The 1662-nt window shown below is 45.8% G+C and carries 2 protein-coding genes and 1 pseudogene; all 3 read left to right on the top strand.

Features of this window, described 5'->3' with window-relative positions; translation table 11 throughout:
- The coding region (locus tag ACGG90_RS15530; protein WP_390410725.1) for an IS30 family transposase at positions 1-545 on the top strand (545 nt) is incomplete at its 5' end.
- A gap of 56 nt (positions 546-601) precedes the next feature.
- A pseudogene (gene cas1 / locus ACGG90_RS15525) lies at positions 602-1081 on the top strand (CRISPR-associated endonuclease Cas1); the annotation flags it as partial.
- A gap of 9 nt (positions 1082-1090) precedes the next feature.
- Entirely contained in the window at positions 1091-1381 is a 291-nt protein-coding gene (cas2, locus tag ACGG90_RS15520; RefSeq protein WP_123018658.1) for a CRISPR-associated endonuclease Cas2, read from the top strand.
- The last annotated feature ends 281 nt before the right edge of the window (positions 1382-1662 follow it).

Here is a 1662-nt window from a genome sequence, read left to right as displayed (position 1 = left end):
TCAAAGGCTATAAGAACGCCCACAAACGCAAGAACAAGAAGATATACGGCGACTCAATCGAGCTGCGTCCTGCGGCCGTGAATGACCGTACAGGCGTGGGACATTGGGAAGGCGACTTGGTCAAAGGTATTCGTTCGGCTGATGAGCCAGCGCTGATGACGCTCACAGAACGGTACAGCCGAACTGAAATCATCGTTAAGATACCTGACTATCATGCGGACACCTGCCTTAAAGCCTTGCAGGACACGATCAACGATTACGGTGCCAAGGAGTTTGAGAGTATCACGTTTGACAATGGTTCCGAGTTCGCCAAGCTGTCGGAGATCGTTGGAACCCAGATCTATTTTGCTCATCCATACTCGCCTTGGGAGCGCGGCACTAACGAGAACACCAACGGACTACTCAGGGAGTACTTCCCGAAGGGAAAGTCTCTCAGGGACGTTACGCTGGTTGAGATCCAAGCAGTCCAATCAGCACTGAACCATCGTCCCAGACGTATTCTGAACTATCTTCGACCATGCGATTACTACCGACGCATGGCTTAACAACCTAGACCACTATCAAGGATTCGTTATCATCGTTGCACTTGACTTGAAAATTGAGGACTGATTTTACCTTCACTGGAAGAAATCGACGGCCGCCAACGGACCGAGTTAATTCAATGATGTCCTTTGGTTATGCGCTACTCGCTCATGAGTGTACATCAGGTTTAGCGATGGTTGGCTTGGACCCGTATATTGGATTTATGCATCAGGATCGACCTGGTCGTACATCTCTGTCACTAGACTTAATGGAAGAACTACGGAGTGTTGTAGTGGATCGTTTGGTAATTAAGTTAGTCAATAAGCGTATCGTGAAACCCAGTGACTTTGAAGTTCGTGAGAATGGCGCTGTAATGATGACCGATAAGGGACGAAAACTGTTTTTAACGCAGTGGCAGTTGCATAAACAGGAGCAACTGGTACATCCATACCTTTCAGAGAAGGTTAGCTGGGGATTAGTGCCGTATATCCAAGCATTGTTACTGGCAAGGTATTTGCGTGGCGACCTTGATGAATATCCGCCGTTTTTATGGAAGTAGGTGTTAGTGATGATGATTGTGGTTGCGTATGATGTTGCGATTAGTGAGGGTAATGGTGCGCGAAGGCTGCGACATGTTGCAAAGGCCTGCACACGGTATGGACAGAGAGTTCAATTTTCATTGTTTGAGTGCGTTGTCGATCAGATGGAGTATTTGGAACTAAAAAGCCAGCTGGAATCGATTATCGATCCCAAGCTGGACAGTTTACGGTTCTACCGGTTGGGTAAGAACTACCGTACTAAAATTGAGCACATCGGTGCGAAGGCGGTTCCGGATGTTGAAGGACCGCTGATTATGTAAGAAAGCCGACCACCTATGGACCGGCTCTATCACATTGCCTTAATGGGCAATTGTAATATCATTTCAATTCGCATGGCATAGCCAAGAGATGCAAGTGTTAAACCTAATTCAGCATAACATAATTAATGCCATGTTTTTGGTTTTTATATTTAGTTAGTGGCTGGTGAATTAGCCCTAACTTTCAGGCAAATCCACGATAACTTTGTAATCAATCTTCACCGCAGTCTTATTCTTTTTGGCAGTAATCGAAATTGGTCTACTTAAAACTGCGAGAAGATTTT

This window comes from Lacticaseibacillus jixiensis (assembly GCF_042847315.1).
Classification (GTDB): domain Bacteria; phylum Bacillota; class Bacilli; order Lactobacillales; family Lactobacillaceae; genus Lacticaseibacillus; species Lacticaseibacillus jixiensis.
The sequence above is the reverse complement of the archived record's forward strand: the minus strand, read 5'-3'. Positions and strand labels throughout refer to the sequence as shown.

What these genes read in the sequence shown, in the direction of transcription:
- cas2 (WP_123018658.1), top strand. Translation starts at nt 1,091, where the DNA reads ATGATGATTGTGGTTGCGTATGATGTTGCGATTAGTGAGGGTAATGGT.